The sequence below is a fragment of the Allgaiera indica genome, assembly GCF_900106675.1.
In the GTDB taxonomy this organism is placed as follows: Bacteria; Pseudomonadota; Alphaproteobacteria; order Rhodobacterales; family Rhodobacteraceae; genus Acidimangrovimonas; species Acidimangrovimonas indica.
Genome location: NZ_FNOB01000020.1, coordinates 1 through 24,296, shown reverse-complemented (window position 1 = coordinate 24,296; position 24,296 = coordinate 1). Strand labels below are relative to the sequence as shown.

23 protein-coding genes and 5 pseudogenes are annotated in these 24,296 nt (G+C 64.9%); 14 read left to right on the top strand and 14 right to left on the bottom strand.

Annotated features, from left to right (window positions below; all coding sequences use genetic code 11):
- The first annotated feature begins 190 nt into the window (after positions 1 to 190).
- Entirely contained in the window at positions 191 to 1,360 is a 1,170-nt protein-coding gene (locus BLV97_RS15855) for a Fic family protein (protein ID WP_081824912.1), read from the top strand.
- On the top strand, positions 1,293 to 1,595 hold the full coding sequence (locus tag BLV97_RS20875) for a hypothetical protein (RefSeq protein ID WP_143037562.1): 303 nt from the start codon (positions 1,293 to 1,295) through the stop codon (positions 1,593 to 1,595). The genes BLV97_RS15855 and BLV97_RS20875 overlap by 68 nt, the downstream gene beginning before the upstream one ends.
- A 165-nt stretch (positions 1,596 to 1,760) precedes the next feature.
- Here BLV97_RS20875 and BLV97_RS15850 read toward each other — a convergent pair whose 3' ends face one another.
- Positions 1,761 to 2,825 (bottom strand): AraC family transcriptional regulator, encoded by a 1,065-nt coding sequence (locus tag BLV97_RS15850; RefSeq protein ID WP_081824911.1) that lies wholly within the window; start codon positions 2,823 to 2,825, stop codon positions 1,761 to 1,763.
- 117 nt (positions 2,826 to 2,942) lie between these two features.
- On the opposite strand from BLV97_RS15850, the gene BLV97_RS15845 reads away from it, so the two are divergent.
- Together BLV97_RS15845 and BLV97_RS15840 are read left to right on the top strand one after the other, a co-directional pair.
- Complete coding sequence (locus BLV97_RS15845) at positions 2,943 to 4,700, top strand: acyl-CoA dehydrogenase family protein (RefSeq protein ID WP_035838592.1); 1,758 nt, start codon at positions 2,943 to 2,945, stop codon at positions 4,698 to 4,700.
- 32 nt (positions 4,701 to 4,732) lie between these two features.
- Complete coding sequence (locus tag BLV97_RS15840; RefSeq protein WP_035838589.1) at positions 4,733 to 5,539, top strand: crotonase/enoyl-CoA hydratase family protein; 807 nt, start codon at positions 4,733 to 4,735, stop codon at positions 5,537 to 5,539.
- Between the two features lie 341 nt (positions 5,540 to 5,880).
- Here the strand turns inward: BLV97_RS15840 and BLV97_RS15835 are convergent.
- The 5 genes and pseudogenes from BLV97_RS15835 to BLV97_RS15815 all read right to left on the bottom strand — a co-directional run.
- Positions 5,881 to 6,117, bottom strand: a pseudogene (locus BLV97_RS15835) (IS6 family transposase); the annotation flags it as partial.
- A 247-nt stretch (positions 6,118 to 6,364) separates the two neighbouring features.
- Positions 6,365 to 8,041, bottom strand: coding sequence for an ABC transporter substrate-binding protein (locus BLV97_RS15830; RefSeq protein ID WP_092164147.1), 1,677 nt, complete (start codon positions 8,039 to 8,041; stop codon positions 6,365 to 6,367).
- Positions 8,042 to 8,343: 302 nt separating this feature from the next.
- Positions 8,344 to 9,408 carry an FAD-binding oxidoreductase gene (locus tag BLV97_RS15825; protein WP_244521047.1) on the bottom strand — a complete coding sequence of 355 codons (1,065 nt, stop codon included), beginning with the start codon at positions 9,406 to 9,408 and terminating at the stop codon, positions 8,344 to 8,346.
- Positions 9,409 to 9,420: 12 nt separating this feature from the next.
- The gene (locus BLV97_RS15820; RefSeq protein WP_035838578.1) at positions 9,421 to 10,656 is read right to left on the bottom strand and encodes an aromatic ring-hydroxylating oxygenase subunit alpha; all 1,236 of its coding nucleotides are present in this window, start codon (positions 10,654 to 10,656) and stop codon (positions 9,421 to 9,423) included.
- Between the two features lie 87 nt (positions 10,657 to 10,743).
- Positions 10,744 to 10,938 (bottom strand): hypothetical protein, encoded by a 195-nt coding sequence (locus BLV97_RS15815; RefSeq protein WP_035838561.1) that lies wholly within the window; start codon positions 10,936 to 10,938, stop codon positions 10,744 to 10,746.
- A 49-nt stretch (positions 10,939 to 10,987) separates the two neighbouring features.
- Here BLV97_RS15815 and BLV97_RS15810 point away from each other — a divergent pair.
- Positions 10,988 to 11,696: pseudogene (locus BLV97_RS15810) on the top strand (IS6 family transposase).
- A 67-nt stretch (positions 11,697 to 11,763) separates the two neighbouring features.
- Here the strand turns inward: BLV97_RS15810 and BLV97_RS15805 are convergent.
- Positions 11,764 to 12,201, bottom strand: a pseudogene (locus BLV97_RS15805) (fumarylacetoacetate hydrolase family protein); the annotation flags it as partial.
- 121 nt (positions 12,202 to 12,322) lie between these two features.
- On the opposite strand from BLV97_RS15805, the gene BLV97_RS20870 reads away from it, so the two are divergent.
- The 4 genes from BLV97_RS20870 to BLV97_RS15790 all read left to right on the top strand — a co-directional run bounded on the left by BLV97_RS20870 (position 12,323) and on the right by BLV97_RS15790 (position 15,216).
- Entirely contained in the window at positions 12,323 to 12,694 is a 372-nt protein-coding gene (locus BLV97_RS20870; RefSeq protein WP_143037561.1) for a plasmid mobilization protein, read from the top strand.
- A 1,095-nt stretch (positions 12,695 to 13,789) separates the two neighbouring features.
- Positions 13,790 to 13,975, top strand: coding sequence for a hypothetical protein (locus BLV97_RS15800; protein ID WP_035838560.1), 186 nt, complete (start codon positions 13,790 to 13,792; stop codon positions 13,973 to 13,975).
- Between the two features lie 147 nt (positions 13,976 to 14,122).
- Positions 14,123 to 14,494 (top strand): hypothetical protein, encoded by a 372-nt coding sequence (locus BLV97_RS15795; protein WP_035838558.1) that lies wholly within the window; start codon positions 14,123 to 14,125, stop codon positions 14,492 to 14,494.
- Entirely contained in the window at positions 14,473 to 15,216 is a 744-nt protein-coding gene (locus tag BLV97_RS15790; protein ID WP_143037560.1) for a hypothetical protein, read from the top strand. Before BLV97_RS15795 ends, BLV97_RS15790 begins: the two co-directional genes overlap by 22 nt.
- A 235-nt stretch (positions 15,217 to 15,451) precedes the next feature.
- On the opposite strand, the gene BLV97_RS15785 is transcribed toward BLV97_RS15790, so the two are convergent.
- From BLV97_RS15785 to BLV97_RS15760, 6 genes are all read right to left on the bottom strand, one after another.
- Entirely contained in the window at positions 15,452 to 16,159 is a 708-nt protein-coding gene (locus BLV97_RS15785) for a dihydrofolate reductase family protein (protein ID WP_210184800.1), read from the bottom strand.
- A 25-nt stretch (positions 16,160 to 16,184) separates the two neighbouring features.
- Positions 16,185 to 17,129 (bottom strand): SDR family NAD(P)-dependent oxidoreductase, encoded by a 945-nt coding sequence (locus BLV97_RS15780; RefSeq protein WP_210184799.1) that lies wholly within the window; start codon positions 17,127 to 17,129, stop codon positions 16,185 to 16,187.
- A gap of 93 nt (positions 17,130 to 17,222) precedes the next feature.
- Entirely contained in the window at positions 17,223 to 17,663 is a 441-nt protein-coding gene (locus BLV97_RS15775; protein WP_035838554.1) for a hypothetical protein, read from the bottom strand.
- Between the two features lie 481 nt (positions 17,664 to 18,144).
- Positions 18,145 to 20,400: an AAA family ATPase gene (locus tag BLV97_RS15770; RefSeq protein ID WP_035838552.1), complete on the bottom strand. Its 2,256-nt coding sequence runs from the start codon at positions 20,398 to 20,400 to the stop codon at positions 18,145 to 18,147.
- A 121-nt stretch (positions 20,401 to 20,521) separates the two neighbouring features.
- Positions 20,522 to 21,535 carry a GIY-YIG nuclease family protein gene (locus BLV97_RS15765; protein ID WP_092164141.1) on the bottom strand — a complete coding sequence of 338 codons (1,014 nt, stop codon included), beginning with the start codon at positions 21,533 to 21,535 and terminating at the stop codon, positions 20,522 to 20,524.
- A gap of 154 nt (positions 21,536 to 21,689) precedes the next feature.
- Positions 21,690 to 22,193, bottom strand: coding sequence for a hypothetical protein (locus BLV97_RS15760; protein ID WP_035838549.1), 504 nt, complete (start codon positions 22,191 to 22,193; stop codon positions 21,690 to 21,692).
- A gap of 123 nt (positions 22,194 to 22,316) precedes the next feature.
- Between BLV97_RS15760 and BLV97_RS15755 the strand changes: the two genes are divergently transcribed.
- From BLV97_RS15755 to BLV97_RS20865, 5 genes and pseudogenes are all read left to right on the top strand, one after another.
- The gene (locus tag BLV97_RS15755) at positions 22,317 to 22,499 is read left to right on the top strand and encodes a ribbon-helix-helix domain-containing protein (protein ID WP_035838547.1); all 183 of its coding nucleotides are present in this window, start codon (positions 22,317 to 22,319) and stop codon (positions 22,497 to 22,499) included.
- Positions 22,500 to 22,576: 77 nt separating this feature from the next.
- Positions 22,577 to 22,708, top strand: a complete 132-nt coding sequence (locus tag BLV97_RS21815) for a hypothetical protein (RefSeq protein ID WP_280138201.1) — start codon at positions 22,577 to 22,579, stop codon at positions 22,706 to 22,708.
- 23 nt (positions 22,709 to 22,731) lie between these two features.
- Positions 22,732 to 23,079, top strand: coding sequence for a type II toxin-antitoxin system RelE/ParE family toxin (locus BLV97_RS15750; protein WP_244521044.1), 348 nt, complete (start codon positions 22,732 to 22,734; stop codon positions 23,077 to 23,079).
- Positions 23,076 to 23,357, top strand: coding sequence for a helix-turn-helix domain-containing protein (locus BLV97_RS15745; RefSeq protein WP_035838546.1), 282 nt, complete (start codon positions 23,076 to 23,078; stop codon positions 23,355 to 23,357). The genes BLV97_RS15750 and BLV97_RS15745 overlap by 4 nt, the downstream gene beginning before the upstream one ends.
- Before the next feature lie 150 nt (positions 23,358 to 23,507).
- Positions 23,508 to 23,603: pseudogene (locus BLV97_RS20865) on the top strand (IS6 family transposase); the annotation flags it as partial.
- 280 nt (positions 23,604 to 23,883) lie between these two features.
- Here the strand turns inward: BLV97_RS20865 and BLV97_RS15740 are convergent.
- A pseudogene (locus BLV97_RS15740) lies at positions 23,884 to 24,171 on the bottom strand (ATP-binding protein); the annotation flags it as partial.
- Positions 24,172 to 24,296: the final 125 nt, after the last annotated feature.

Sequence of the window (24,296 nt, the reverse complement as noted above, 5' to 3'; positions counted from 1 at the left end):
TTGGCCGACGTGCGCTACGAGCCTGTGGCCGAGGCCGCCTGACATGCGCCACTTTACGTGCGCGGGGGCTGATCCAACGCAGCGCACGATATTGGGCGCCGTCGCAAGCAGCGTTTGTGATGCATAGAACGCCCTTCCATAAATCACGAATGTGCGGCATCGTGAGTTATAGAAAAGGACTCTATAGCTCATGCGCCGGAACTGGACGCAACCCGGCTGGCCGAATTTCCAATATGACAGCGCCTCCGTCGAACCTCTCGAGCGGCGGTTCCTGCTGTCGTCCGGCGAGATACTGGGCGCCGTCCGCCATGTGACCAGCGAAGAGCGCGGCCGGTTGCGCATCGAGCTTCTGAGTGAAGAGGCGATGCGGACGAGCGCCATCGAGGGCGAGGTGCTGGACCGGTCCAGTGTGCAATCCTCCCTGCGCCGTCAGTTCGGACTGACCGCTGACGGCGCGCCATCCAGGCCCCGTGAGCAGGGCGTCGCCGAGATGATGGTCGACGCCTATTCGAACTACGCCGCCCCTCTGACCCACGACACCCTGTGTCGCTGGCATGGAATGCTCCTGTCGCACGATCACAGCCTCGAGACCATTGGCGCCTACCGTCGGCATGACGACGCGATGCAGATCGTGTCCGGTCGCATCGACCAACCGACGGTGCATTTCGAAGCCCCGCCTTCGGCGCAGATCCAAGGCGAAATGAACACCTTCGTCGACTGGTTCAACCGCACGGCGCCAAACGGGCCCGCGCCCCTGCCTGCACTGACGCGAGCGGCGCTTGGGCATCTCTGGTTCGAGAGCATCCATCCCTTCGAGGACGGCAATGGCCGCCTTGGGCGCGCTCTGGCAGAAAAGTCCCTCGCGCAGAACATCGGACAGCCGAGCCTCATCGCATTGGCCTACACGATCGAACGGGATCGCAACGGTTACTACGACCAGCTCGCGACCCATCAGAGGACATTGGATGTCACCGACTGGCTGCTCTGGTTCGCTGAGACCGTCCTCAAGGCGCAGCAGGTGACGCTGACACGGGTCGCCTTCTTCATCGCCAAGGCAAAGTTCTACGACCAGTTCCGGAACCGGCTGAACGACCGGCAGGCCAAGGTGATCGATCGCATGTTCCGTGAGGGGCCGGACGGGTTCAAGGGGGGCCTCAGCGCGGAAAACTACATCGCCATCACCGGCACATCGCGCGCCACCACGACGCGAGACCTGAAGCAGCTCGCGGAGATGGGCGCGCTCAGGCGAACAGGGGAGCGGCGGCATACGCGGTATTGGTTGATGTTCGGATATGAACGAAAAGAAGTCAGCGATCATCCGCGATCAGGTAATGCGTATTTCGCGGAAGGTGGGCGCTGATTTCGCGGCAACGTGGGCACGCGTTTCGCGCGATCGTTACAGCAGCGGTTTCACGGGTGCCGAAGCCCTGAAGCAGGTCGGGATCCTCGCGGATCGAAAACCGAAACTGGCCGTCGTCGACTGCGGCTACCGTGGGCACGGCGTAGAACCGGACATGCATCATTTCCGCCACGCGGATGATCTCGGGCGACGTCTTGAAATAGCGAAAGGAGAACGCTGGGCCATGACCAGATGATACGGGCCCCTGCCGCGCCTCAAGTGAAGTTCTTCTGACACCACCCTACGAGCAGTTACCACGCCAGAGCACAAAATTCAGGATTGTCCCGTGGTATTGCCCCCGGCAAACACCGGGCTCCGGCCTGATCGCCCCGAAGCGGCCATCGGCGCCCATGCAGGCCTGTCAACGGCGGTCGCGGCGATAGGCACCGGGGGTCGTGCCTGTCCACCGTTTGAATGCCCTGTGGAAATTCGCCACGGAAGCGAAGCCGATATCCTGCGATACCCCTTCCAGGCTCTTGCCTCCCTGGGTCAGGTCCCGAATGGCGATGTCGCGCCGCAGCCCGTCCTTGATGTCCTGGAACGAGGTGCCCTCTCCCTTCAGCCGCCGCATCAGGGTGCGCGGGGTCAGGTTGAGCGCGCGGGCAGCGTCTTCGAGGTGAAATTGCATCCGGTCCGACAGCAGCAGCAGCTCGCGCAGACGCAACGGCAGCGCATGTTCACGGTAGCTGGTAAAGATCCAGTCGCGCGGCGCCCGGACCAGGAATTCCTGCATCCCGGCCTCGCTGGCCGCCACCGGACGCGGCCCGATCGAGCGGTCGAAGCTGATCGACGAACAGGGCTGCGCGAACCGGATCGGGGCGGGAAACAGGATCGGATAATCCTCGGCGAACCCGGGGCGGGCAAAGACGAACCCGACCTCGCGCAGCGGCAGCTCGCGCCCGGCCAGCCACGAGGCGATACCATGCGCCAGCTTCAGCAGCAGCATATGGCCGAACCGCTGCGGCACCGCCGCGCCGCGCGGCAGGATCGACAGCCGCAACACCTCTCCCTCCTGCTCCAGCGTCAGCCGGTGATCGTCCAGCAGCAGGTTCCAGAAGGTGGTGAAGCGATAAAGCGCCGCCCCCAGCGACGAGGCCCCGAGCACCGAGGCGCACAGATGCTTGAGCGCGCCGGACCGCATCGGCCGGCTCCAGAGCCCCATCATCTCGTCCCCGGTGCCGACCGCCACCAGCTGATACAGGCGCACGATCTGGTCGTGCGTCACCCGCGCGCGCGGCTGGCCCCTGGCGACGGCCAGTCCGGTCTGCTCCAGGAAGCCCGCCAGCTGCTGCGGCGGGCAATAGGCCCGCAGCGCCGCGAGCCAGTCCTCGACAAAGGCGAAGGACACGGTGGACAGAACCGGCGGGGTCTGGGCGGGAGTCTGGCCGAGAGTCTGGCCGGGCGTCTGGGTTGGGGCTGTGGTCATGATCCGAGGCTACGTCGCGAAGTTTGTCACCTATTGCAAGTTTTGCGTCCGTTTTGGAGATGGCGGGCGATGTTTTCCCCTTCTATATGGCAATGAAACGCATTCAGGGGGTATCCGATGAGCTTCGTCGCACCTGTCAGGGACCTGCTTTTCAACATCGAACATCTGTCGGGCTGGCCCGAGATCTCCAGCCTGCCGCGACATGACGGGCTCGACCTCGGTGACGTTTCGGCGGTGCTGGAGGAATTCGGACGGTTCTGCGCCGAGACGATCGCGCCGCTGAACGCCCCGGGCGATCAGGCCGGCGCGCGCCTCGAGAACGGCAAGGTGATTCTGCCCGAGGGGATCGCGGAGGCCTATGCCCAGTTCGTCGAGATGGGCTGGCAGGGCCTGCAACACCCCGAGGCCCATGGCGGTCAGGGCCTGCCGCGCGTCGTGGGGGCGGCGGCGACCGAGATCCTGAATGCCGCCAACATGAGCTTCGCGCTATGCCCGCTTCTGACCGACGGTGCCATCGAGGCGTTGCTGACGGCCGGGTCCGAGGCGCAGAAGGCCACCTATCTGGCCCCGCTGATCTCGGGGCGCTGGACCGGGACGATGAATCTGACCGAACCGCAGGCCGGCAGCGACCTGGCGCTGGTGCGCAGCCGCGCCGAACCGGCGGATGACGGCAGCTATCGCATCACCGGCACCAAGATCTTCATCACCTACGGCGAACACGACCTGGCGGAAAACACGGTCCATCTGGTGCTTGCCCGCACGCCCGGCGCGCCGGCGGGCGTCAAGGGGATCAGCCTGTTCGTGGTGCCGAAATACATGGTCGACGCGGATGGCGGCCTTGGCGCGCGCAACGCGGTGCGCTGCGTCTCGATCGAGCACAAGCTGGGCGTCAAGGCCAGCCCGACGGCGGTGCTGGCGTATGAGGGCGCCACCGGGTTCATGGTCGGCAAAGAGAATTGCGGCCTCGATTACATGTTCGTGATGATGAACGCCGCGCGTTATGCGGTCGGGCTTCAAGGCATCGCCATTGCCGAGCGCGCCTATCAGAGGGCGCTCGCCTATGCCAGGGAACGGGTGCAAAGCCGCCCGGTCGATGGCTCTTCGCGCGAGGCGGTGCCGATCATCCATCACCCCGACGTGCGCCGTCTGCTGCTGCGGATGCGGGCGCTGACTGAAGCGGGCCGCGCCATGGCCGCCGCCACCGCCGGCTGGCAGGAGCTGGCGCATCAGGGCGACAACCCCGAGGCGGCGGCGCTGGCCGAGTTCATGGTGCCGCTGGTCAAGGGATACTGCACAGAGATGGGGGTCGAGGTCGTCTCAATCGGCGTGCAGGTGCATGGCGGCATGGGCTTCATCGAGGAAACCGGCGCCGCCCAACATTACCGAGATGCCCGTATCCTGCCGATCTACGAAGGCACCACCGCGATCCAGGCCAATGACTTGTTGGGTCGCAAGACCCTGCGCGACGGTGGCACCACCGCCCGGCGGCTGGCCGCGATGATCTCCGAAACCGAGGCCGAACTGGCCGGGGGAGGGTCCGTTGCGCGGGCGGTGGGCCTCCGCCTCGCTACCGCCCGTGCCGCCTTCGAGACCGCGGTGGAGCACCTCAGCGCCATCGCCGGCACCGATCCCCACGCGGCCTTTGGGGGCAGTGTGCCCTATCTCATGCTGGCCGGAAACCTGGTGGCTGGCTGGCAGATGGCCCGGTCGCTGCTGGTGGCCGAGGCGGCGCTGGAACGTGGCGAAGACACCGCGTTCATGGCGGCCAAGACCGCCACCGCGCGCTTTTACGCCGACCACATCCTGCCCGAGACCGAAACCCAGCGCCTGCGCATCACCGAGGGGGCCGAAAGCCTGCTCGCTGGTCTGCTCTAAGCGCGCTTTTCCACATCCGAGAGGACCGAACCATGACCGTCGATATCGACATTTCCCGCTACACCCGCCTTGCTCTCGACCCGCAGGAAGATGGCGTCTGGGTCGTCACCCTGAACCGTCCCGAAAAGCGCAACGCGCTGGATCTCGCCACGGTGGACGAGATGGTGGAGTTCTTCTCCACCGCACCGCGCGCGGGCATCAAGGCGGTGGTTCTCGCCGGTGCGGGCGATCACTTCTGCGCCGGGCTCGACCTGATCGAACACCATGACGCCGACCGCAGCCCGGCCGATTTCATGCATGTCTGCCTGCGCTGGCACGAGGCGTTCAACAAGATGGAATACGGCGGCGTTCCGGTGATCGCCGCGCTGCAGGGCGCGGTGGTTGGCGGCGGCCTGGAGCTGGCCAGTTCCGCCCATGTCCGGGTGATGGACCAGAGCGCCTATTTCGCCCTGCCGGAGGGGCAGAGAGGCCTGTTTACCGGCGGCGGCGCGACGATCCGGGTGGCCGATCTGATCGGCAAGGCCCGGATGATCGACATGATCTTGATGGGCCGCGTCTATCAGGGCCAAGAGGCCGTTGATCTGGGGCTGGCGCAATACATTGTCGAGGGCTCCAGCTTCGACAAGGCGATGGAACTGGCGCGGCGCGCGGCGCAGAACCTGCCTCTCACCAACTTCGCCATCTGCTCGGCAATCAGCCACATGCAGAACATGTCGCCGCTGGATGCGGCCTATGCCGAATCCGTCGTGGCCGGGATCGTCAACACCCAGCCCGATGCGCGCGCACGCCTGGCGGCCTTTGCCGACAAATCCGCCGCGCGGGTGCGCCCCAACGATTGAGCCGGCGATCTGTCGCCCACGCTGGCTGGCGACACCATGGCAGGAAGAAATCGGAGGGCTTGCAACTCCCGCTTCCTGCGCGTTCCTGCCGTTCGTGGCCCCGTACACGGTGAATTTGTTTGCCCAGGGCGCCTGAGCGGAGCACCTTGGGGCTGGAATTCCGTTGCGCCATTGGCCGGCCTGTCTCTTGCCGGCTCTCCGCCCTGCGCTGCCTCTCCCCTTATTTCGGCGGCGCAGGGTTCTCGCTGAAAACGGTCAGAGCGCGGGGCCCGGGGTCGCACAGGGGATCAACCCTGCTCCGCTCCATGCCACGCTCGATCGGTTCAGCGAGATCTCTACCTGTAGGTCTCGTCCATCTGCCAGGGTGTGGAGGCTGGACGCCACCTCGCCTGCGCCTGAGCTGCGATCAGCGGCGCGTATTTCACCACCCAGCGGTTTAGTGTGGCGTGGTCCACCGCGACGCACCGCTCGACCAGGATCTGTTCGAGGTCGCGATAGGAGACGGCGTAGCGGACGTAGAAGAACACGGCGTGCAGGATCACCACCCTCGGAAACTGCGCACCCGTGAACGCGATCACCTCGACGATCCTCGCAATCCAATTTCCGCAACCACCCGACAACGCGGCCATATTCCAGACCCCTCAGAAACCTGAAACGTTGCGACAGAACCCCTTCACGACGTCTGAAATTCGACCAAATCTAAGAACGCCCAGGAGGCCCTCGAACGCGACATCGCGGGCCAACCCGCCCATATCCGGTTTGCCGCGCGTCAGAAGCATGGCAAACCGAAGGTGGAAGCCCTCAAGGCCTGGGCCGAACGGATTGTCAGGTCGCGCTCTTGTCCATCCACCACTTGTGCATGTGGAACTCAAGCATCGGGTGGATTTCGACCCCATGCACGTTGTCGCGGAAGTTGTTATAGACCTTGCGCCAGTAGGGCTGGATCATCACCCCTTCGTCCTGCAGGATTTCTTCGAGCTGCTTGACGACCTTGCGGCGCTTGTCGACGTCATCGAGCGACATTGCCTTGTCCAGGAGCTTGTCAAACTTCTTGTTGTTGAAATGCGTCTCATTCCAGGACGCCCCCGAGCGATAGGCGAGTTGCAGGGTCTGGACCGCCATCGGACGCATGTTCCAGCTGGTGGCCGAGAACGGATATTTCAGCCAGCCGTTCCAGAATGTCGAGCCGGGCAGGATCTTGCGCTTGACCTTGAAGCCGGCCTTGCGCAGCTGCGCCGCCACGGAGTCGCATGTATCTGCTTCCCAGCTGTCGTCGATCGAGATCAGCTCGAACTCGGTCTTGGCATGGCCGGTCTTGTCGAGCATCGCTTTGGCCTTCTGCGGGTTCGGCTTCAGCTTGGGCAGCGGCGCATAGCCGGGCTGGATCGGGCTGACGTGGAAGTTCTGCGCCAGCGTCCCGTGTCCGTCGTAGCCAATCTGGAGGACCTGCTCATTGTCCACCGCCATCTGCATCGCCTTGCGCAGGTTCTTGTCGGTGTAGGGGGCGACGGTCTCGTTCCAGCGGATCACCAATGTGCTCGCGGTCATCACGTTGGCGGCCTTCCAGCCCGGAAGCTGGCTGAAGATGTCGATGTAGTCGCCGACCGTCTGGTAGGTCATGTCGATGTCGCCGGACTGGGCAGAGGCGACATAGGCCGCGCGGTCGGTGCCGAGGTCGACAAAGACGATCTTGTCGAGCCAGGGCCCGCCCCAGCCCTTGACGTTCGTGCCCCACCACTTGTGCTTGGTGTTCTTGCTGAGCTCCTGCGCCACGCCGACGTCGTTCTTGGTCGGAAGGAAGGGGCCCGTGCCGATCGGGTTCTTCGTCGGGTCGCCACCGTCATAGCTGGGATGAACGATCGCGGCCGGGTAGTCCGCCATGCCGGCGATAACGGTGATGTCGGGCTGCGACAGGTGCAGTTCAAGCGTGTGGTCGTCCTTCACCACGATCGCGCCGTCGCGCAGTTTCTTGGTCTTCGGATCGATGATGGAAGACATGCGGTTGGCCATGGAATTGCCGGCCGCCGACACGTCGCACCAGCGCGTGATGTTGAACACCAGGTCCTTGGCGGTGAGCGGATCGCCGTTGTTCCACGTCACGCCCTTGCGCACATGCAGGGTGTAGACGGTGGCGTCGGGGTTGGCCTCCCAGCTTTCCAGCAGCATGCCGTGGAAGGTGCCGTCGCGGCGGTACTGCACCAGGTATTCCAACCAGCCACGGCCGAAGTTCGCCATCTGCGACCAGTCCCAGGCGCGCGGATCCTTCATTGCCTTGGTCTGCATCTGCACATGCAGGGTTCCGCCGGGGATTGGAGTCTTCGCCGCCGCCTCGGCGCCGGGCGCATCGAGACCGATCAGCCCGTAGGCCGCCACGGCCGATACGCCGAGGGCCGAGGCCCGGGTCAGGAATTCGCGCCGGTCCAGGTGGCCCGCCTTGTGCTCTTCGGCATAGGCCTCCGCGACGGGATGAACCTTTGCAGAAGATCGGTTGCGCATCTTCATCATTTTACCCTCGTAATCTCTTGCTTCTCGTGCAGCGTGGCGCCCTTGCCCCTTGCTGCAACGGAAATCCTTTCTGGTCCCGCGATTCCGGACATCGAACCTTCATGCGGCCCGCGATGTCAGCCCGGGTCCAGTCACGATCTTGAGAACATGCACAGGTTGCCGCCATGCCATGTCTTTCAGGTGACCAAACCCCCGCGAAGGCATTGGTTCCACCGCAAATCTCGCAGCGGGTCAATATGTTCATCGGTGAAGCATGCACGACAGTGTTGCGGTGCAGAACTGTCAGATCGCGATCCGGGTCACACATCAATCTCAACCGTCCCGATCGGGGTGGAACAGCAGGCGAGGATATACCCGGCCTCGATATCGTCCTCGCTGATGCCGCCGTTGTGCACCATATGCACCGCGCCAGAGATTTTGCGAACCTTGCACGTTCCGCAGACACCGAAGGTGCATCCGGACGGGATGGTCAGTGCCGAGCCCTTGGCAACCTGCAAAACAGTGTCGGTTTCGCTGCACTGGACGCTGACGCCGGAATGGGCAAAGACGATCTCTGCCAGAGCGATGTCGCTTGGCACAACGTCATCGAATTCCTCGAACTCCGAGACGTCCTGCACCGGAGCTGCGAAGGTTTCCTGGCGGTAGCGCTCCATGTCATAGCCAAGCGAGCGCAGAATCTCGCGCACGCTGGCCATGAAGCCCTCGGGGCCGCAGCAGTAGACGTCGCGCTCCAGATAATCGCCGCACATCAGGCCCAGCATCAGCTGATTGAACTGTCCGCGATAGCCGGTCCAGACCTCATAAGGCTGGCTGTTCTTGACGACAAAGTGCAACTGCAACCCGGTGATCCGGCTTGCCATGTACTCCAGCCGCTTGCGAAAGATCAGCTCCACCGGGCGGCGGGCGCATTGGATGAAGCAGATGTCGGGATCTTCACCGCGTTCAAACAGCGTGGTGGCCATCGACATCATCGGCGTGACACCGGAACCCGCCGAGATCAGCAGGAATTTGCCATCGGGCTGGTGCGGCAGGTGGAACAGGCCTGACGGTCCATAGGCCTTGATCCGCATCCCCGGCCGCAAATGATCATGCATCCAGCGCGTGCCGATACTGCCGGGCTGAACTTTGGCGGTGATGGTGATATAGGCCGAGGTCAACGGCGAGGACGAGATGGTGAAGGTGCGCTGCACATTGCCGCCGGGCACTGGCAGGTCAAGCGTCACGAACTGGCCGGGGCGAAAGACAAAGGTTGCACCTGACGGCGGGCGAAACGCGAAGGTTGTCACATTCGGGGCCTCTGGAATGGTCATGACGCATTCCAGCTGTTCGTCGTCGGTCCAGATGGGCGAATCTGCCCGGGGCATGGGGATCATGGCTTAGCTCGCGGCGATGCTGGCGCGACCGGACAGACGGTCGAGCATGGCGGTGACGTACCAGTCGATGAACTGGATCACGCCGCTTTCCTGATTCTGCGAATAGGGCCCGGGGGTATAGGCGGGCGAGTTGATGCCCTTCTGGTTTTCCTCGACGATGCGGCGATCTTCGTCGTTGGTGTGCAGCCAAACCTCTGTCAGGCGATCAAGGTCATAGTCCACACCCTCGACCGCATCCGCGTGAACCAGCCATGTCGTGGTGACCTGGGTTTGGGTCGGGCTGACCGGCATGACCTTGAAGATAAGGCCCTGATCGGACAGGAAATGGTTCCAGGTGTTGGGATAGTGAAAGAACAGACATGTCCCGGCATTGTCAAACGGGACAGAGCCCACGCGCCGCGAGACCGCGGCCTTGCCATCCATCGTGTAGCTGACCGCGTTGCCCAAGAAAGGAATGCGGACGAAGCGCCATTGCTCCTTGGCATCGACGACGTATTTCGCGGGCAGACCGGCCTCTTCGCAGCGTTTGACATGGGCCGCGCCCACGGGCGAGGACATGCTGTCGTCCGCGCCAACCAGATTCGGATCATCGTTGAACGTGCGGCACAGCGACGGATGCGAACCCGAGCAATGATAACATTCGCGGTTGTTTTCCAGCACCAGTTTCCAGTTGGCGTTTTCGGTGATGGTGCTTTGAAACGCGACCTTGGTTTTCGCCAGGCCGTGCGGCCCGACATAGGCTTTCAGCTGCGCGGCCATCTTGGTGAAATCCGGCGCGACCTCGGCCAGACTGACGAAGATCAGACCCGATTCCTCGCGGCAATGCACCGGGCGCAGGCCATGTTTGGACGCGTCGAAATCCGGCCCCATGTCGCGGGCATACAAAAGCCTGCCGTCCAATTCATAGGTCCACTGATGGTAGGGGCAGACCAGTTTCGGGTTCGAGCCCTTGTCAGCGGAACAAAGCCGACTGCCCCGGTGGCGGCAGGAGTTGTGGAAGGCGCGGGCCATTCCGTCGGCGCCGCGCACGATCAGCACGGAATAGGCCCCGATCTCCAGCTTGACGAAGGCGCCGGTCTTGGGCAGTTCCGCCGATGCGGCCGCCATCAGCCAGTCGCGGTAGTAAAGCGTGCGCATGTCGGCGTCGAACACCGCCGGATCGGTGTAGAAGGCGCGTTCCAGCGAGTGATCCGGGCGGCGGGCAAGAAGGAGCGAGAGGATGTCAGCGTCTCTGATCATGATCGTATCCACGGCGGGCGGTTTCAATGGGGCAGCGGTGTCCGCAAACGGATGCCTGCCCCTTGTTTAGTTGCAGTTTGGGGGCCGTCATGTGTCGAATGCGGCAGTTTTGGACAAACAAGAGACCGAGGCCGCAAATTGATCTGCCGCCTCGGAAAAGCAAAGATCCTTGACCAACCGCAGCGCGTCGAAAATCGCAGCACGGGTGTTGCGAGCGGCAATCGCAGCGCCAAGCCGGAGGAATAGCGGGCCCGAGTCATCTCGTTCCTGCTCGCTGTCCATGCGGCTCTGTCAGGTTGACGAGGCTTGGTCTGGCGCCTAGCGGGTCTGGATGATCAACATCGAAGCTCCGCCGCTCAAAGGGTACCGCTTCCCGCGGTCAATCATCGCTTATGCAGTCTGGGCGTATCACAGGTTTGCCCTCAGCTTGCGCGATGTCGAGGACCTGTTGGCTGAGCGGGGCGTGCAGGTCTCCTTCATCGCCAATCCGAGCCTGGGTTGCCCGTTTCGGACCGCAGTTTGCTTCCTCAATCCGACGGGATCGGCCTGCCGCGGCGGACAAATGGCATCTCGGTGAGGTCGTGATCTCGATCCGCGGCCGCAAGCATTGGCTCTGGCGCGCAGTCGACGCCAGGGGCGATACAGTGGAGATCCTCGTGCAGAGCCGCCGGAATGCCAAAGCGGCCAAACGGTTCCTGCGCAAGCCGATGCGTCGCAGGGGATCGCCCCGCGTGTTGGTCACCGACAAGCTGCCAAGCTACGGCGTAGCCCGACGCGCGCTTTGCCCGAGCGCCGATCACCGTGCCCACAAGGGGTTAAACAATCGGGCCGAGGCATCGCACCGACACACCCGACGGCGAGAGAAGATCATGGGCCGGTTCAAATCTCCCGGCCAGGCGCAGCGCTTCCTGTCCGTCCACGATCAGACCGCCGCCCTCTTCCGCCCGAAACGCCACCGTCTCACCGCTGTCTCCTACCGCCACGCCCGGGCTGATGCCTTCAGCTTGTGGTCCGATTTCGCGGCGGAGATCACGGCCTGATCTCAAGCGCAAGCGCTCCGTCCAAGCCCTTGCACGCAACTTGACAAAGCCTCGATATCTCCTCATGGGCGACGACCTGCTGGCGCTGGGTCCCGAGCTTCTCGATATCCAGCTCGACGGTGTCGCCGTGCTTCAGGTAGACGGGGGCGGGTTTCATCCCCATACCCAGGCCCGGCGGTGTGCCCGTGGTGATGACGACGCCCGGCATCAGGGTCATGAATTCGAACAGGTAGTAGACGATCGTCGCGACCGAGAAGATCATCGTCACGGTCGTTCCCGTCTGCATGCGCTTGCCATTGACGTCGAGCCACATGCCCAGGTCCTGCGGATCGCCGACCTCGTCGCGGGTGACTAGCCAGGGGCCGATGGGGCCGAAGGTGTCGCGGCCCTTGCCCGTGTCCCAGGTGCCGCCCCGCTCGATCTGGTAGGCGCGCTCCGAGACGTCGTTGATCAGGCAGAATCCCGCGACGTGGTCGAGAGCATCGGCCTCGGTGACATAGCTCGCGCGGGTGGGGGCATCCACCGCATCAGTTCGATGATCCGATTTTGGATTTTCACGGGTCCCGCTTACTCTGAAAATCATGGAGAACAAGGCTCCTCGGTTTAAGAGAATACAGGCCTAACCGATGACAAAGAAAAGAAAAACTTCAGCAGAAAAACGCGATTCGAAGCTGACGCTCTCGATGACCGGAACCGAGGCGCGCGCACTCCGAGCGCGCGCCGAAGAGCGGAAAATGAATATCTCCCGCTACATTGTCGCGCGGGCGCTTGGTCGATCGGACGCCACGCTTCGGGACACGGCACGGCGACAGGATACAGCTGCCGCATTGACCGATGCCGCACGCTCACTTGAAGAGATATCGACGGCCATCCGAGCCGCTTCGCCCCACGAGCGACTCGAGATCTCGACCGCTCTTCTGAGCGTTGAGCGGGCATTGGCGGTGGTTGCGTTCCCCAAGAGAAGCCAAGACGAACCAGCAGACGGGCTCGCGTCATGATTTTCGGGTTTTCGGAATATCACCGGGACGAGGGTGAGAGCGTGGGCGTGATGGATTACCTGCTCTCGCCACAGCCCGGAAGAGGAGGTGCTGCTTGCATGCGGCCGGGCCGTGATCCGGTGCCGGAGTTGCTCGCGGGCGACCCGCGCGTTTTCGACCTGACCATGAGATCTCTGCGTTGGCAAAACAAGTATAGATCGGGGGTGCTGTCGTTTGCGATGACCGACATCGACGCGGCAGCGTTCAATGCCGGTGATCCCGAGCGCCGCCGGCAAGTTGCGGCGATCCTCGATCTTCTGAAACAAACACTGTTCCCAGGTATCCCGGATCGGGCGCGCCCACATCTCATCGTGTCCACACATACGCATACGGGACGTCTGGAGCTCAACTTCGCTGTCCCGCAGGTGGTTAAACGCGCCGATGGTTCCTGGCGAGCCTACAATCCCGATCCGCCGCGTGAGGGCGCACGGTCCCTATGGATCGCCTTCCGCGATCTGGTCAACCTTCGCTTCGGCTTTGCGGACCCCGAGGATCCCGTCCGCCGGCAAATTGCGTCGGGGCCAAACTGGCGGCGCAAGCGCGCGGCTGCGATGGAGCGGGCAGGCGAAGCGGTGCTCGAAGACCGAGTCGAGCGACTGGTCGAGACTCTCCGGATCAGGGCACTTGCACGTGACTTTTGCTCTCGTGCGGACGTGGTCTCTTACCTCGACAGCAGCCTTCAAGCGGACGGCTGGCGGGTGTTGGGAGAAGGCGCGGCAACTTTGACGATAGGTCCGGACCACAACGCGACACCAGATCAGAAGGTTCGGCTTCGCGGCCTGATTTGCCAGCGCAGTTTTGCCACCTCTGACCTAGCCGGCGCGACGGAGGAAGCGCTTTCGGCACGCCGCGCGGCGCAAAGAACCGCGCCCGCACGATGGTCCGCCGCCTGGTCGCGCTTCGCCGCTCTCAACCGCGACCTGCACAGTCAGGGCGCTTGGCCCGAAGTCGTGTTCAATCCCGTGGCCTGGCTGGACGGCGAAATCGCGCCGATGATCCGGATACCCGGCTGTCATTACGCTTTACCCCAGACGAACTCCAGAAAAGGAAATGCCCATGAAATCGCAAAACTTGACCCCCATGGAAGCCGCGCTGCTCGACGCGGTGACGGACATGTCGCGGGCCACGCTCGAGGCGCAAGTGACGGAGATCTCGGACCTCGCGCAGCGGCTCGCAGCCGTGGAGGCCGTGCTGACCTCTCTGGCGCCGCTTTGGGGAGTTTCAGTGCCCCCGACACCCTAAAACGCGCCACCGCCACACTGAGCGCGATCTTCGACTGGATCGCGCGACACTACACCGCCCTGTTCGGTCTGCATAAGATCCGCCGGGCCATTCCTGACACACTGATCCGCTCCCTGCAGGATCTGACGACAAGACTGGAGACATGCCATGACCAACTCGCCGAAAGAAGCCGCCGCGTCGCAGTGGAGCGAGGCTCAGATGGCGGACCTGCTCGTGGAGGTGAAAAAGCTTACGGCGCTGGTTGGCCCTCTGACGGCCCTGGCTTCCGGGGCCGCGCAGAGCACCAGCGGCGCGGGCGACCGGGTGGAAGAGCTGATCCAGCAACTTTCGGCGGTGTCGGAAACACTGCTGGAAGCTGGCAAGGAACTCAGCAGACTCACGGAGACGCTCGTTCAAGTGGAGCCGATCGACCGCCGGCTGTCGGCTCTGGAGGCAGCGACGGAGCAACAGTCGGTGGTCCTGGCGGCGATCGGGCGAGATCTTCGAGCGGCGCTGAGTTGGATGCATGGAACGGCGTGACTGGGCCGCTCCCCGGGAGCCGGGCCTGGCTGCTGGCGAAAGTGCGGCGTGCGGTCACGACGGAACTGCCGCGAGACAGTCTGTCGATCAGGCCGCTGCAGCCAACGGATAACCGGCAGCGTCTGTCGCTCGAAATCGCGGGCGTCGGTGAGTTGGTGGTCGGCTTGGACCGGGTGCGGGTGGTCAGGTCCGATGATCCGCCCCGCCTGCGTCAGGTGGTTGATGCCCTCGTCACGGCGCTGGACTTGCGTCGGCGCCCGGTGCCTTCGCAGACGCCTGCGACTTCTGGATGGGCCAAGCCCAATCCGGATGTCGTGCGCATCTTCGCTGACAGTGAGGATGTGGCGCGCCAAGCCCATAAGGCATTAGGAAGGCACGTTGGCCCGAAGCTGTCGATCCATCGTGCTGCGCTTCTGGGCCGTGCCGACCAAGTTGTCCGGTTCGCCGCCATGATCAGGGACGGGCAACTGAAGAGATGCTACCTGATCAGTGCGACGCCCAACACAGTGGTGCCAGAGATCCAATCTGGCTGGCAGGAATTGATGAGGGCGTCCGATCGGCCGGGAACCTGTGTGATCGCGACTGTTGACGCCGCTGGACGTCTAATCCCCAGCCGCCCGTCCTGGGCCGAGAACCCCGTGCCGGATCGGGATCGACCTCCGGACCCCGACCCGGATCCCTCTGAAAACCCAGGCCCGGGCTTCGAGCCGCAGGGGCCATAATCAGATGTTCTAGCTTCGGGCACGATGGCGGCAAGGCGCCCTCACCCCGGCCGTTCGGCTTACCGAGCGCTGATCCCCAAAGCCGCCGTTCGCTTATGCGCCCTCAGGTCGGGCACTCATCATCTGGGCCGGGCACCCTGGAACCGGATCGACCGCTTTGCCGGCGCAGCGAGAGGTCTGGACGCTGACACATCAGGACCTCGTCCATCCCGGCCGGACGAAGGGCGCCAACGGATCAGGCCGGAACGTAGGTCAGCCGGATCACGTCCTCGCCGAACCGCGCGGTGGCCGCGAGGCGCAGCGGCGGGCGCGGGCCGGCGAAGAACGGCTTGCCGCGCCCGAGCGCGACGGGATGAAGGTAGAGCCGATATTCGTCGATAAGCCCGAGATCAGTCAAAGTCTGCGCCAAGCCCGGGCCGGCGACATCGATCTCTCCGACACGCTCGGCCTTCAGAGCTTTCACGGCCGCCGCGAGGTCCTCTCCGACGCGCGTGGCATTGGGGCCGGACGACGCCATCGTGCGCGACACCACCCATTTGGGCTGGCCGCGCCAGGCCGCGGCGAAATCGCGTTCCGCTGCGCCCCAGTCCGGATGATCGTCGTCCCAATAGCGCATCACATCATACATGCGGCGCCCGTAGAGACTTCCGGCCAGGCTGCGCACATGGTCGGTGAAATGAAGAAAAAGCGCGGGCTCCGGAGTGAAGGCCATATGATCGACATATCCGTCCAGTGACACGTTCATTCCGAAAACAAGCTTTGCCATTCCCAATGCTCCTTTCCTTGGGTCCGACGATCGGCGCGTGCGACCGCCTTGCATACTGGTCGAAAGCCACCCCCGCATTTCGACAGCCCCCGAGATTTTTTCGGCCAGACGTTTTCGATCGACCAGCCCCGCAGGATCGCCGTTGAGGCCTTGGCAGGGTGCCATCAACCGCCCCATCCGGCCAGTTCCGCGACAGGGCGGCTTAGGCGCGGGCGAAGAGCGGCAGCACCGCGCCGCTGATTTCCATGTTGGCTGGCGAAATCAGCTGCAGGACCGCTTCGGCCGCAGCCTCCACGCTTAGCCATTTCGTCGGGTCGCTCTTGGGCATCGCCGCACGATTGGCTGGCGTGTCCATGGTCGAGGGCGCGATCGCATTCACTAGAATGCGGTCCGCCTTTAGCTCCTCCGCCAGCGCCTGCGTAAGCGCCACGACCGCGGCCTTGCTGGCGGCATAGGAGGCCATCTGGGCACCCTTGCGCGGCTCCAGTGCAGGGCGCGCCGCGACGTTGACGAGGCGTCCGCCCCGGCCGCCTTTGCGCATCGCCTCTACGGCGGCTCGGCAGCAGAGGAAGGTCGTGAGCGTGTTCAATTGCATCATGCTTAGGATTTCGGCGCGGCCGATCGCCTCCAGCGGCGCCATGGCGAAGCCGCCGGCCAGATGCACCGAGGCCCAGAGATCGGGGACCTCGGCATAGAACGTGGCCACGCTCACCTCGTCCGCGAGCTCCACACCGAAGGCCGTATGCAGCCGGTCGGCCCCGGCCGCCACGCTCCGGCGGCTTGGCACATGGCAAACCAGCCCGGCGTCGAGCAGCCGCTTCACCACGGCCCGGCCGAGCGCGCCGGTCCCTCCGGTCACGACGACATGTTTTCCGATCAGCTCTTGCGCGCTCATCTCGAAGTCTCCCGCCCTCAGGTCGATCTGCCACCGGGGCTCGATCCCGGCAAACGCTGGATCGGTCCGAAGATGAAAGGCCCGCGCCCCGAAGTCCAGCCATTGCAGCTCCGGTCTCCGGTCGCGTGGCTGCGCATCTTGTCGTATCGAATTTTCCCCGAGGAACTGCGCTCCTTCACCGCGCGGCTCCGGGCCGAGGCGACGGCGAAGGCGATCCTGATCGAGAAGCTCCACCATCAACTGGCCGGCCATCGGGCGCGTCGGTTCCGCGACTCCGCGTCATGGGTTCTGCCATCAGCACGTGATGGAGGTCAGCAACGCGCCCCTCACCCGACGCGGGCGTTCTTACTCGCGCGGCGTCACGTCCTTCATGCCCTTCTGCAAGAGAAGCGCCACCTGGTCGCTGGTGAACTTGAAGCCTTGCCGATCTGGCACGCGCTCGGCGGAGATTGGATACTTCGGCCGCCGTGGATCGATGCCGGTGATCCGGTATCTGTCACGGCCGGTACCGAATTCCCGCCCGAAGTCGCCTGGCGACAGCCCGAAGGCTTCGGCCAGAGCCTCGAAGCGCAGCTGTTCCGGGTCCAGCGTCCTTCCATCCGAGAGCGGGATGGACACCCTGAAGGCGATCTCAAAGCCCCAGCGCAGGTCCACGCTGCTGAGGCCTTTGTCGTCAATCGCCAGACCATGCCCGGCGGCAACTTCTCGGCAAGCTTCGAGCATCTCGCGCTGAAGACGCTGACAAAGTCCCGGCGTCAGATTTCGGGGTGGGCGTTTCTTCGGCAAGTTCTGTTCCGGCTCCTGAAGTTATCATCCGCAGCCCCGCTCGCGCGGACGCAATCATAGACGAAGCGGCGGCGGGTTGTGCTGGCCAACGACCGCCACACTCGCCGACCAGCATCGCTGCGACAAGCACGAATGGCGGTTTCCCCTGGGATCGCCGGTCAAGCCTGACGAGTTCCAGGGCAGGGCAGATCGGGCCTGACTCAATGAACCTTGTCGACCAGCCTGCCCACATCCGTGAAATGGCTGCCCGAGATGGCGTGAAACGCGTGCCCGAGATCGCGTGAAATCACCGCCCATGTTCCGCGAAATACGCACGCAATAGCGCCGACGGGGCGGGCGGGTCGCGCGTCGGGCGCTCCGGATCCAAAGTGCCGCGTTTGCGGTGCCAGCACTATAGAAAGAAACCTCGACATTCGCGGCCGTCGTTTGGCAACTTTTTTCCTCGACATTTTGACACGGGCTGGACGCCCGGCCCAACTGTTCATCCGCCCCCTGTTGCCGGCACGTATAGACCGACGGCGGTGCTCTCCGCGTCAGGCCCGTGGCCGATCCGGCGGACACAGGTCTCTTTCTGGAGGAGGAGCTCGCGCAACACCTCGCCCTTGAGTTCTCTTTGCGCGACGAGCGTGTCGGCGAGTTGGGTGATGACCTCCTGCCGGGAGGCGAGGATCTCGCGGGCTGCGCGGGAGGCCTCGGCGAGACGGTCCTCGACCCGGACGCGGAGCTGCGGGTCTCGCACGAGCCAGACGGCCGGATCGGGGACATCGGCGAACCAGAGCGCGCCAGCGGCGCCGAGCCCGAAGCTCAGCTCCTCGCGGAGGGAGATGAGCGTGGCCTGGGCGAGGTCGCTCATTGCAGACCCACCGCTGCCCTCGGCGATCTCGCCCAGCATCAGGAGCTCGGCCGCACGCCCCGCCATCAGGGCCGCGAGCCTCGCGTCGCGCGCCGCCTTGGTGCCGAGGTTGTCGTCCGTCGCATAGGTCGTCTCGGCGCCTTCCGCGGTGAAGGCAATGCGGATCGGGTTGGGATGCTCCAGCAGGTTCGCGACGATGGCATGACCGGCCTCGTGGATCGCCATGCGGCGGGTGAGGGCAGAGAGCTCCTGCCGGCGCCTGGCGCCGATCACTTCGGCCAAATGGGTCTCGGCGAAGGCCTCCTGCCGGCTGCGCGCCAGGCCGCGCGCAGTGCGGATTGCAGCCGCCACATCAGCCCCCGAGCTGCCAACGGCGTCGGCTGCGAGCCGGTCGAGATCGGCGCCAGAGAGGGACTCGCCCAGGTGCAGGCGCAGGATTTGCGTCAGGGCCTTGCGGTCGGGCAGGGCGATCCGCATCACCCGGTCGAACCGGCCCGCGCGCATCAGCGCCCGGTCGATCTGCTCGGGATGGTTCGCGGTGCCGATGACGAAGACGCCTTCGCGGCCCTCGAAGCCGTCGAGCATCTCATTGAGCGCGGTGATGAAGCGCCGCTCGTAGCCGCTGTTGTGGCCGAGCGAGTTCGCGCGGTCCCCGACGGCATCGAGTTCGTCGAGGAACAGGATCGAGGGCGCTTCCGCCTTGGCTCGGTCGATGGCCGCCTGGATCCGGCCGAGACTTTCGCCCAGATGCTTGTCCCGCCCGAGCCCGGCGGAGAGCGAGCAGTCGACGAAGGTGAGGTCGGCACCACGGGCGAGCGCGCGGCCGGTCTCGGTCTTGCCGACACCCGGGGGACCGACCAGCAGCACGCCACGGCTGATCTCCGACCAGGCGAGGTCGCCTGCCTTCCAGGCCAGGAGGTCCGCGCTCACCCCCGTGAGCATCTCCTTCAGGTCGACGGGGATCGGCAACTCCGCGAGGGTCGGCCCCGGGCTGACGCGCGGACGTGGTGCTTCCACCTTCTCCTCCGGGGGCAGGGCGTGCGGCAACCGCGCGGCGACCTCGGGGGCCGTGGGTGCGCGGAGCCCGTTGATCAGCCCGAGGATATCCTGCTGCGCCAGCACTTCGTCCGAGGGCAGCGTGGTGCGGAAGGCCAGCGCGTCGGCGGGGACCGTGCCCCGATGGCTCTCGGCGAGATGGGCGATCAGGATCTCGCGCGAGAGCGGTGGCAAGACGAGGTGGTGGTCGAACATCGCACGCTGCTCCTCGGTCAGCAGACCCGCATCGGTGACGAGCCCGATCGCGGGGGTGGGGTTGGCGGCGATGTCTTCCAGAAGCTGGGCGATGTCGCGGGCGGTGGCGGGGTCTTTCTCCAGGCGACCGCCGCGGCGGCTGGGCAGGACCTCGTGGAGCCCGAGCGCCCCGAGCTGGCGGGCCCGATGAACGACCCGGAGATCGCCGGCAAAGCCGCCGGTGATGACGTCCTGCAGCGGGGTCAGCAGCCAGGTCTGCCCGGCCTCGATGAGGGTGAGCCGATGCGGCTCAAGGCAGGCCTCCCAGGCTGCGGTGGAGCCGAGGGCGAAGGCAAGGCGCAGGAGGGCTTGCAGATGGCGTGGATCGGGCCGCAGCCGGAACGGGGTGAGGGCAGGGGGGAGGGGAAGCGGCCTGGCCTTCACGGTCTTGCCGGAAGCTTCCACCTCGTCTTCGAACACGTCGAGATCGTCGCGCAGGCTCTCGATGCCGGAGCCGACGCCGCCGGACTTGCCCGCCTCCAGCGGTGCGAAGGGGAACGCCGGGGTGCCGGTCGCGGAGCGCAGCCGCAGGCGGTTGAGCGCGAGATCGGCGAGCGTGCGCCAGGCGGGGCGGGGGGCGTATGCTTGGGTCATGGGGCACCTGTCGTTTGGGGAGACCCAGGCCACGGCAGTGGCCGGGAGGGGGAGATCGGAGAGGGCAGGGGAGGCAGAGGGGGAGCCGCCGCACGGGGGCGGCGGCGGCCACCCCGCCACCTCAGCGCTGGCGCTTACGGCGCGGCGGATGATGCGGGGGCCGGCGGGGCCTCGGGTCCGTGGCTGTCCCCTTTGCCGCACGGACCTCCTCGCGGGCGACCCGGCGCAGCGCGCGCAGGATTGGCTGTTCGAACTCGGGCCGGTAGATCTCGGACTTGACCTTCAGCGCGCCGGCATAGGCTGCGGTCGGCACGACTGCGCCAGGGTGGGCCGCCTTCAGCTGCTTGTGCAGCTTGCGCTCGAGCCGCAGGGCGCGCGTCCCCGAGCGCACAGGCACGCTGCAGAGAAGCTGCCGGGGCAGATCCTTGTCGCGCGGGAGCTGGTGGTCGAGGCGGGAGCGCGGATCGCGCGAGTAGCCGAGCTTCACGACGGACTTCCCCGGCGCGATCTCGAAGCGCATCGCGTAGAGATGGCTGGGCGCCGTGGCCCAACTTTCGCCGCAGCCGGGGCAGGTGAAGCGCCCGGTCTGCATGTTCGCCCGCGCGATACGCGCCTCCGTGCCGCAGCTGCTGTGGCGGTAGAGCCGGTAGCCTCTGTCTCCCTCAGGGTCCGCGCTCATCAGTTCCCAGTCCCGGGCAGCGGCTTCCGCCGCCTCGCGCGCGGCGTGGCAGATCTCGCAGCGGTGCTTGACCTCGCCGCGCGCGATCCGCCTGACGAACTCGAACTGCCGCCGGATCTCGTGGCCGCAGGGCGCAAGGTAGAAGGCGTACTGGGTTGTGCCCGGATCGCGACGCAGGAGACGCAGGCCTGCGGCTTCTGCGGTCTTTGCCCAGGCGTTCTCCAGGCAGTGGGCGCAGAGCGGCCGATCGCTGGTCATCAGCACATAGACCGCCTTGCGGACGAGCTCGCCGCAGGTCTTGCAGCGCAGCGCGAGGTTGTATCGATTGCGCACGCGGGCGACCAATTCGAAACCCTTGGCGCGGGCGGCCTCGACCCATTGCGGATGCAGCGCGCCGGGCATGATCTGTTCGGGCACGCCGTGGATCATCAGGGTGGAAGGATCGGTATGGGGCATGGAAGGTCTCCTTGGCCGTTGGGGTGGGGGAAAGACGGGACCGCCACGGCGGGCCCGGAAGAAGCATGGGGAGATCGCGGGACGCAGGTCTCCGCCGTCCGGCCGCGATGCACGACCGGACCAGGGACAGGGATCCCGGCTCAGGAAATGGCGATCAGAGCGAAGGGCTGAGCTCCGCGTCCTCGTCGCCGTGGCCGACGAGATCGAGGGTGAGGAAGTCCTCGTAAAGCCTCAGTCCCCGAACCAGCATCCGGTTCACCCGCCGGTTTGCAGCGGAGCTTGGTTGGAGCCGGAAGAACGAGGTCTTCTCTCGGGCCACGCGGTGCAGATGCGCGACCTCCTCGGGCCGCTCCGCGCCGAGTGTGGCCTGCAGCACGTAGGCCGCGAGCTTCAGCGGCCGATCCGCCGGCAGCAGGAGCGGTGCCGCCAACAGCGCATGCTGCAGATCCGAGAGCCGGTCCTGAGCGGTCTCCGCATCGGCCAGCCAGCCGCGGAAGGCCGGATCCCAGGCATCGACCCCGACGAGGTCACGCTCGCGGGCGATGAACTCCGCGAAAGCGTCGAGCGCCGCCGCAAAGAGCTGAAGGATGGGGGAGGGAGGGAAGACGGATGTGTCTTCAGTCACGCGGATACGCGTGGTAGCGGTGGCGATAGCCATGATCGGTCTCCTGGAGTGAGATCGTTTGTGGTTAGGGCGAAGGTGGGAGTTGGCGCTCTTGCCTTCGCCCGATCATTATGAAATGAGGTAATCATAAAGTAAACCCACTTTGTGAGGAATCTCATGACTGTGAAGAAAAAGATGGGCCGGCCGCCAGAGGATACCTCTCCGGTGATGGTCCGGATGAGCAACGACATGATCAAGGAGATCGACGCGTTCCGCAGGATCGCGGAAGATCTGCCGACCAGGCCCGAAGTGATACGACGCGCCGTTGCCGAGTATTTGCAGCGGCACGGGAGAGGGTAGGGGGCCAACCCCGGGCATCTTCTGCAGCCGGGCCGAGAACCGCGGCCGCCTCTGCTCCCCACTGCGATCTGTGCGTCATGTTCACGGACGCCGAGCGCGAGGAGTGGTCCGACCGAGCCGGGCGCACGTTCCAGGCCGGCGACATGACCATCCCCAGAAACAAGAAGGACCTTGCCCGGGCCGCCCACGAGCTTTATCAGAGCAGTTGAAATAGTAACCCAATGGGGTATATATGAAGCGAATGCAAACCGTCGCGGAGACGCCGACGTTTGCCCGCCAGGTAGAGAAGCTTCTCGACGAGGAGAGCAAGCAGGAACTGATCGAGTTCCTCGCGGAGAACCCTCTGGCGGGGGACGAGATCCCGGAAACGGGCGGCGTTCGAAAGCTGCGGTTCGCGGTGCCAGGCCGGGGCAAGAGAGGCGGCGCGCGGGTGATCTACTACTACCTGGATGATGAGATCCCGCTCTACGCGCTCCTGATCTACCCGAAGAACGCGAAGACGGACCTGACCTCGGATGAGAAGAAGGCCGTGCGGAAGCTGGTGCGGCAACTGAAGGAAGAGCGGAAGGCACGGAAATGAGCACTTTTGGCGATGATCTGATTCAGTCCCTGGGCGAGGCTGTGGCCCATGCGAAGGGCGAGGGCCCGGCGGTCGTCCATGCACCGCTGGAGCCCAAGGCCGTGCGTATGCGTGCGAAGCTGACCCAGAAGCAGATGGCCCCGATCATGGGCATGAGCCTGTCCGGCTATCGCAAGTGGGAGCAAGGGCAGCGCCGGCTCAGCGGTCCGGCCGCGGCCCTTCTCCAGATGCTGGAAAAGGAGCCCGAGGCCGTTCGCCGCGCGCTTCTGAGCGCCTGATTTCCAGAAAGAGGGCCGAAGACGGCAAGGGCCCTAGGCCCGCGCACCTCGAGATCTCTGGCGGAGAACTCCCGGCAGGGTCCAGCTGAAGGCTCCCTCGGAGGGCTCTGTCAGGTTGACGAGGCTTGGTCTGGCGCTTAGCGGGTCTGGATGATCAACATCGAAGCTCCGCCGCTCAAAGGGTACCGCTTCCCGCGGTCAATCATCGCTTATGCAGTATGGGCGTATCACAGGTTTGCCCTCAGCTGTATGCGGCGCCTGCGCCCCATTGATTTCCCACTTGCGGCAGCCGTTTTGGCGTTGGAGGGCTGATCCGTGAGCTCGTCTGGGAGTCCCGGACGAGCTCATGGTGAGGCGGTGTCAACGGCGGAGCAAAACCCGGCCACGGGGCGGAGCAAAAGTCTGCCACCTGAGGGGTTGTCGGATTGAAGCGTATGGAACGCTTCGCGCCCCGGCAGCCGCGCTCCTCACATAGCTGGCGGTTGCCGGGGCGCGTTGGTCCGTCAGGACCAATTCTGCGATGGCTTCAATTCGCTTTGGCGCTGTTTCGGGCGCGGCTCTGTGCGAGCCGATAGCTGTCGCCGTTCATCTCGAGGATGTGGACATGATGGGTCAGCCGGTCGAGCAGCGCGCCGGTGAGACGCTCGGAGCCGAAGGTCTCGGTCCATTCGTCGAAGGGCAGATTGCTGGTGATCAGCGTGGCGCCGCGCTCGTAGCGTTGCGAGATCAGTTCGAACAGAAGCTCGGCTCCGGTCTTGCTCAGGGGCACGAAGCCCAGCTCGTCGATGATCAGCAGCTTGTATTCGAACAGCTGGACAAAAGCCGGCCCTGAAGCTGCTGCCGGTGTCATCCTCGGGCAAGGGCGAGGCGCTGGGGGTCGAACTGGGCGGCTTCGGCGTCACCGGATCGAACCGCTCGACCGAAGATCTTGCAGCACTT